The organism is Mesorhizobium sp. B2-4-6 (assembly GCF_006442775.1).
GTDB lineage: Bacteria > Pseudomonadota > Alphaproteobacteria > Rhizobiales > Rhizobiaceae > Mesorhizobium.
On the sequence record NZ_VFVI01000031.1, the window covers coordinates 1 to 6,261 of the forward strand.

Below are 6,261 nucleotides of genomic sequence, written 5' to 3' on the forward strand. Positions count from 1 at the left end.
CCACTTTGACGTAAGCCCGAACCGGCCGCAAACGAATATGACTTTCGTCATCATCGCCCCTGACTTTCGGCAGATGTGCTCTTCAACGCGAAAAGCTAGATTGAAACAGATCAATATTGGTTTAATGCTTTAAAATGACACGGCCTTCTCATTTTACGGCGACCCTTACGGCTTCCAGAGCCGATTTGCGGCGATTGCTGCGAAGGGAGAATATGGCAGCGACTTCGTCGTCAATCGACTTTCCGATATTGGCGATCTTCGTCGCCTCAGTCGTATTAGCGACAGTCTCGCTGATCTTTGTGCTGCTGATGATCACGTAGGGACCGTTTTGAGATCGGCTTTGCCCGGTTTCGTCTGAGGCTGGGTACCCCAAGGGTATTTTGCGAGCGCAATTGAAGGGAAACGGACATGGCGCGGCCGCGCATCAATGGTCCGCAGCGTGCGGCAAACGACCCCAACTATCCCGACGATTGTCGGCAAGCTTTGGAGCCGCATTTCCAAAGCCTTCTCATGGCTGCCGCAAGGGCGGGCTGGGCGCCGGCCGAAATCACTCGCGCGTTGTTGGTGATGGCCGCCGATAGTTACTATGCCCATGCGCCCGAAGATGATCCCCTAGCGTTTCGCATAGCTAGCGAAAGGGAAACGGGTGCCGTCAAAGCGCCCTTGGGATAGGACATGAGATTCGTGAGCGGGAGAATTCCGGGCAGTCACGCTTTTGGCAGGCTGTGAATAACCTGCACGTCTTGATTGCACGACGCGGCACTTGGCGCAAAGTGCATTCATGGCGGCGGCTGAATCGGTTCTGTTTGAAATGGCGGTCGGAAATGTCCGATCGCTGCCGTTGGGCTTTGCAGAAAAAGCAACCGAAATCGCCCGTCAGACATCAGGTCGGCTGCTGTTCGAAATCCGCCTGGACGGTGATGCGCACTATCAGCGGGTTGCCGCCATAAGCTATGCGCGTGGAGAGATAGGCATACTCGTCTTGGACAAGGACGGCGCGTCCGTCAGGTCCAGTATCGCCGGTGGCGGCTTCGCCAGCTTTATCGAACCATTGGAATGCTGGAGTAACCTGCCGCTTCGGGACCAGGCAAACAATGATATCCGGGGACACGCAATCCTTTTCATAGCAGCCCTGCGCAATGCCGGCTGTGCGCCTCTCCGCTAGGCTTTGAATGAAAGTTGCCTGTGGGTATTGCCGATCCGTTTGGGGCTCGTGTCAGCATATTCCGGGCGCCGACGATGCGACAGCATTGTACAGCGATTTTCCAGCCGTACGGCTGCCTCTCGACAGAACCTATCGGTATCTGCGCGGGACTGACGAAACGAGCCGGGCGACGGCCAGCCCGCATTATTGCGCACGCAGTTGTTTGATCTCTTCCTTCGATACTTTCGACTCCTGATCGCCCCAGGTTTCGCGCATCCAGTTCACGAGGTCAGCCAACTGGCGGTCATCCAGTTGGTCAGCGAAACCCGGCATCGGCTGCATGCGTTGCAGCCCGGGAAAGCGCTGGGCCGGGATCCCATCGGCTATAGCACGCACCAAGTTTCGAGCGCTGGTCAATCTCAGCGATGCATTGGTGGCAAGTGGTACTACAACATGCGGGATGCCCTGGCCGTCGATGCCATGGCAACCGGAGCATAGCGCGAGATAGGTGGGTCTTGCCGACGCCACGAGTTCGGGGGCGACCTCGACCGGCGGCGATGGAGCCGGCGCCTGTCCCTTCGACACGTCGTCGAGATCGAACAGATAGGCCGACAGGGCGTTGAGATCGCCGGGGGTCATATATTGCGTCGAGAAATGCACGACCTCGAACATCTGGCCCGTCATCGCGCCCTGGGCCGAAATGCCCGACTTCATGAAAGCCGCCAGCACCGAAGGACCGAAGCCCATCCGCATCAATCCATCCTTGGTGATGTCAGGCGCGTGAGCGCCCTCGAACTCTGAACCCTGGAGATAGGCGTTTTGCCTCATTCCTTGCATAACATTGCGCGGCGTATGGCATTCGCCGCAATGGGCGAGCGCGTCCGTCAGATAGCGCCCGCGATTCCAGTCGGCCGAGCGCGCCGGCACCTCGAGCGTGACATCGGAGGACAGGTTGACGAGATTCCAGAATGTGAGGCTCTGGCGGATGTTGAACGGAAAGCCGAGCTCGTTTTGCCTGTTCGCGACCTTCATCGGTTCGCGCGTCATCAGATAGGCATAGACAGCATCGACATCCTCTGGCGTCATCTTGCGGTAAGAGGCGTAAGGCATGGCCGGGTAGAGATGGCCGTGCTTGCCCACGCCGTCACGCACGGCCCGATGGAATTCGGCGCGGGTCCAACCGCCGATGCCGCCGTCCTTGTCCGGCGAAATGTTGGTCGAATAGATGGTGCCGAAGGGCGTCTCGAATGGCAGGCCGCCAGCCCAGGGCGCGCCGCCCTTGGCGGTGTGGCAGGCATAGCAGTCGGCCGCCACGGCGACATAGGCACCACGCTTGGCGAGCGTCTTGATCTGGTCGGCAGTCAACGGCTGGTCAATGTCCTTCCCGACGACGCTTTTCTCGAACAGGCCAGCGAAAATCACGCCCGCAACGACCGCGCCCAGCACGATCGCGCCCGCCATGGTCCAGAGCAGTTTTTTCATCATGGCCGCGCTACGCTTTCACCAAACCGGGTGTTTTGAGCGCGAGATCTCGCACCGCCTCGAAGTAGCGCACATAGCCGGTGCAGCGGCAGATGTGCTTGCCGAGCCCATCCGTGATGGCCTGATCGAGTTCGGCGCGGGGCACCGGCTTGCGCTTGAGCTGGTCCATGAGAACGGTCGCTGCGGTCACGAAACCGGGCGTGCAATAGCCGCACTGGAAGGCAAAATGCTCGATGAAGGACTGCTGGACCGGCGACAGTTCCATGATCGCGCCGCTCGCGTCGCGCCTGGCATGACCTTCGACCGTGCGCAATCTCTTGTCCGCGAACCAATGCGCACCGGTGATGCAGGTGCGCATTTCACCGAGCGAGCCGTCCTCCTGCTCCACGATCACGGTGCAGGCGTGGCAGATGCCCTGGCCGCAGCCCATGCGCGAGCCCGTCAGGTTGAGATATTCGTGGAGGAAGTCCTGCATCATCATCGCTTCGGGCACGTCGATCGGGCCGACGGGCTTGTCGTTGATGGTGAGCGAGAGCTGCTTTGACACCAGTGTCATGCCAGCGCCTCCAGGATCTTGTCCGCAGTGATCGGCAGGCTGTAGAACCGCTTGCCGGTGGCGTGTGCGACGGCGTTGGCGATGGCTGGGACGACCGCGATCATCACCACCTCCGCCATGCCCCTTGGCGGGTCCGTCTCGGACAGTGCCGGCAGGATATCGACGGTCTGCGACCACACGGCGACATCCTCTGCCATGGGAAGCTCGTAGCGGTTCCAGTTCCAGGTCCCGTCGCCGGGGCCGTCCTCGTAGAGTGGCAGATACTCCTTGAGCGCATGGCCGATGCCCATGGCAAGGCCGCCTTGGATCTGGCCGGATACCAGTTCCGGTACGATCTGCCTGCCGCAGTCCATGATGGAATGATGCGAAAGCAGAGTGACGTCGCCGGTCGCGGTGTCGACGACCACCTCGGCAAGGGTGGCCATGGGCGTATAATAGGTCACGCCGGCATTGTTGCGCTGAACAGGCGGGTAGAAAACCGTTTTGCGGTCCACGAACTGCCAGCCGTCCAGTGTCATGAGCGCTTTGCGTTCGTCGGGCGCACCCTCGCCATATCGGACTGCCAGCGCGTCGATGGCGAAGCGATATTGTCCGGCTGAGCCGAGATCGAACTCCGCTTCGGCCCATTGCCAACGATTGAAGGTGTGGACGGTCACACCCGTGACGAACCCCTGCCGATGCGCCTCCGCCGCGATCTCCGCAAGGGAGAGGGGCTGCAGGCCCGCGGCGTTGACCATCCCGCCGGCGAGCCGCAGGTCGTCGCGCCGCACCGTCTCCGGCGCCATCTGGCCACCGCCGATGCCGCGCGACCACAGCGCCTGTGCCGCCGGCCAGATGGCAAGGTCGATCAAAGCTCGCGCCGCCTCGCGCGTGGCGTGGCCGAGATAATAGACGCTGTTGGAAGCGCTCATCGGCGAAGTGAACGAGGGAGTCCATCGCGGATTGAGCTTTCGCTGGTCTTCCTCCGACTGCGACAAGGTATAGGGCTGCTCGGTGGTTTCGAGCGGCATCTGCGCCCACCGGACCTTGCCGTATTCGGTCTCGTCCGGCGCCACGCCGAGGATATCGGCCACCATGATGGCCTGCGAGGTGGTCGCGCCGGTGCCGATCTCGTGCGCGACATGTGCGAGCTTCACGCGTCCTTCGGCATCGAACTCGATCGTGGCGAGCGCAGCCTCCGCTCCCGTGCCGTAGTCCTTGTGCACATGACCGTAGCCGACGCCGTATTTCTTGCCGGGATTGGACGCTTCGAAAGTCGTCTTCTTCTTCGCGCGCTCGCTCCACAGCGGATGTTCGCGCGCCCTGGCAATGATCTCCTCATGGCGCATCGCGCCGGCCGGTATGGCGCCTTGCGTGTTCTTCATGCCCGAGCGCAACACATTCCTCAGCCGCAGATCCATCACATCCATGCCGAGCAACTCGGCAATCTCGTCGACCATCATCTCCGTGGCCGACATGGTTTGCAGCGTGCCATAACCGCGTGTCGAACCGGCATCCACGGCGCGCGAGGCTACCGTTGCCGCCGAGAAGTCGCTCTTCGGCAGGTAGTAGATCGATTGCGCCGCAGTCGCCCCGACAGCACCAACGGAGGCCGAGAAATTCTCGCGTCCGCCGCCGTCGTTCTTGTAGGTGCCGGTCATGGCGCGGAACTGCCCCGTCTTGCGGTCGACCACCAGCACGTTGTCCATCCAGAAGGCGTGGCGCTTCAATCCCATCTGGAATTGCTCGTAGCGGTCGTTGGCAAGCCGCACCGGCCGACCCTCGCCGTAGAGGCCCGCCAGCACGCAGTAGAAGGGAAAGATGGCGTGGTCCTTCGTACCGTAGCCGACAGTATAGCCGACCTGGAGATCGACTTCCTTGAGAGGGTACTTCGACTTCGACACCATGTGAGCCGCAACCTCGGCGACTTCGTAGGGCGACTGTGTCGCGATCATCGCATGCAGGACACGGGTCGCCGGATCGTACCAGACATTGCCGTTGTCGGCCTCCATGGCCGAGGCATCGGTCGACTGGGAGAAGAAGCTGCGCTTCAATACCAGCACATCGTCGCCGGCGGTTGCAATCTCCCGTTCGATTTCGAGCGCGGCGGCCATCCCGCGCGCCATTGCGTCGCCATTACCAGCTGCCGGCCATTGCGGATCATCGCCTTTGAAGCCTGCGCGAATGACCGTGTCCTTCAGTGATGAAAATCGATCCTCGGCATAGGGATCGCCACTGTCGATGCGGATATAGCGCGTCGCGGAATAATTGGCCGGCGTGGTGGAGGCTGCCTTTCCGCCATAGCGCACGACCGTGTCGTCGAAGCGCACCATACGCTTGGCCGCGTCGTAGCGAGCGAAGTCGTGATAGATCAGCAGGGCCACAGGCTGGCCGAGCAGGCGCGCCGTCTGCTCCTTCGGCACCAGGAAAACGTCGCCGTAGAAACCTGGCACCGGAATCTCGACGCCATCCGCGACGAGGTCCTCATGCATCACCACCCGGTCCGGCTTGAGGTCGTCGCCCAGCACCTTGAGATCGATCCTGGCGAATGCCTGGTCCGTTCTGGTCGCATGCAACAGAAAGGCATGCGATTGTTCCTTCGGCCATCCTTCGAGATCGCGGGCGCGGTAGTCGCGCGTGAACGCCTTTTCGCCAGTAACTTTGGCCATGGCGTCGAGGCGGTATTTCGGCTTGGCGTGGCCGTTCAGCCAATCAGGACCCGGTCGTGGCGGCGTCTCGATCAACTGCGCCTCGGCCCTGGAAGGGAGGAATGAAATATTGATCGCAACGCCGGCGACGGCGCTCGCCTTCAGGAAATCCCTGCGCGAAAGGGCCGCTTTCATGACACTGCCTCCGTAAAGTTCTCGGGTCGCCCCATAAATTGCCTTCTACATCATGGCCCGTCCTACGGCATGGCCCGTCGCGAGCAACCGCGCTCTCCGAGAGTTACCAAGATGCATGGACGACGATCCATCAACTTTCAACATCAATCCGCGCCACCTCTTTCCGGGATCGAACAGTTGAGGTTGCCAGCTTGTTGATCATGTCCTGGGTGATGAGGCAGATGCCTTTCTCCGACACGCGAAAACGCTTGGCGTCG

Annotated in this window: 5 protein-coding genes; 2 read left to right on the plus strand and 3 right to left on the minus strand. The window is 61.2% G+C overall.

Translation table 11 applies throughout. From position 1 onward, the window contains the following. Positions 1–408: 408 nt before the first annotated feature. Together FJ957_RS31560 and FJ957_RS31565 are read left to right on the plus strand one after the other, a co-directional pair. On the plus strand, positions 409–672 hold the full coding sequence (locus FJ957_RS31560) for a hypothetical protein (RefSeq protein ID WP_140837522.1): 264 nt from the start codon (positions 409–411) through the stop codon (positions 670–672). Between the two features lie 109 nt (positions 673–781). After that, positions 782–1,165, plus strand: a complete 384-nt coding sequence (locus FJ957_RS31565) for a hypothetical protein (RefSeq protein WP_140837524.1) — start codon at positions 782–784, stop codon at positions 1,163–1,165. A gap of 183 nt (positions 1,166–1,348) precedes the next feature. Here the strand turns inward: FJ957_RS31565 and FJ957_RS31570 are convergent, their stop codons facing one another. From FJ957_RS31570 to FJ957_RS31580, 3 genes are read right to left on the minus strand one after another with little or no spacing between them, the layout of a single operon-like run. Then, complete coding sequence (locus FJ957_RS31570) at positions 1,349–2,626, minus strand: cytochrome c (RefSeq protein WP_181180786.1); 1,278 nt, start codon at positions 2,624–2,626, stop codon at positions 1,349–1,351. Positions 2,627–2,636: 10 nt separating this feature from the next. Next, entirely contained in the window at positions 2,637–3,182 is a 546-nt protein-coding gene (locus FJ957_RS31575) for a (2Fe-2S)-binding protein (protein WP_140837528.1), read from the minus strand. Then, positions 3,179–6,004, minus strand: a complete 2,826-nt coding sequence (locus FJ957_RS31580; RefSeq protein ID WP_140837530.1) for a molybdopterin cofactor-binding domain-containing protein — start codon at positions 6,002–6,004, stop codon at positions 3,179–3,181. The genes FJ957_RS31575 and FJ957_RS31580 overlap by 4 nt, the downstream gene beginning before the upstream one ends. Between the last annotated feature and the right edge of the window lie 257 nt (positions 6,005–6,261).

What these genes read in the sequence shown, in the direction of transcription:
- FJ957_RS31560 (WP_140837522.1), top strand. Translation starts at nt 409, where the DNA reads ATGGCGCGGCCGCGCATCAATGGTCCGCAGCGTGCGGCAAACGACCCC.
- FJ957_RS31565 (WP_140837524.1), top strand. Translation starts at nt 782, where the DNA reads ATGGCGGCGGCTGAATCGGTTCTGTTTGAAATGGCGGTCGGAAATGTC.
- FJ957_RS31570 (WP_181180786.1), bottom strand. Translation starts at nt 2,626, where the DNA reads ATGAAAAAACTGCTCTGGACCATGGCGGGCGCGATCGTGCTGGGCGCG.
- FJ957_RS31575 (WP_140837528.1), bottom strand. Translation starts at nt 3,182, where the DNA reads ATGACACTGGTGTCAAAGCAGCTCTCGCTCACCATCAACGACAAGCCC.
- FJ957_RS31580 (WP_140837530.1), bottom strand. Translation starts at nt 6,004, where the DNA reads ATGAAAGCGGCCCTTTCGCGCAGGGATTTCCTGAAGGCGAGCGCCGTC.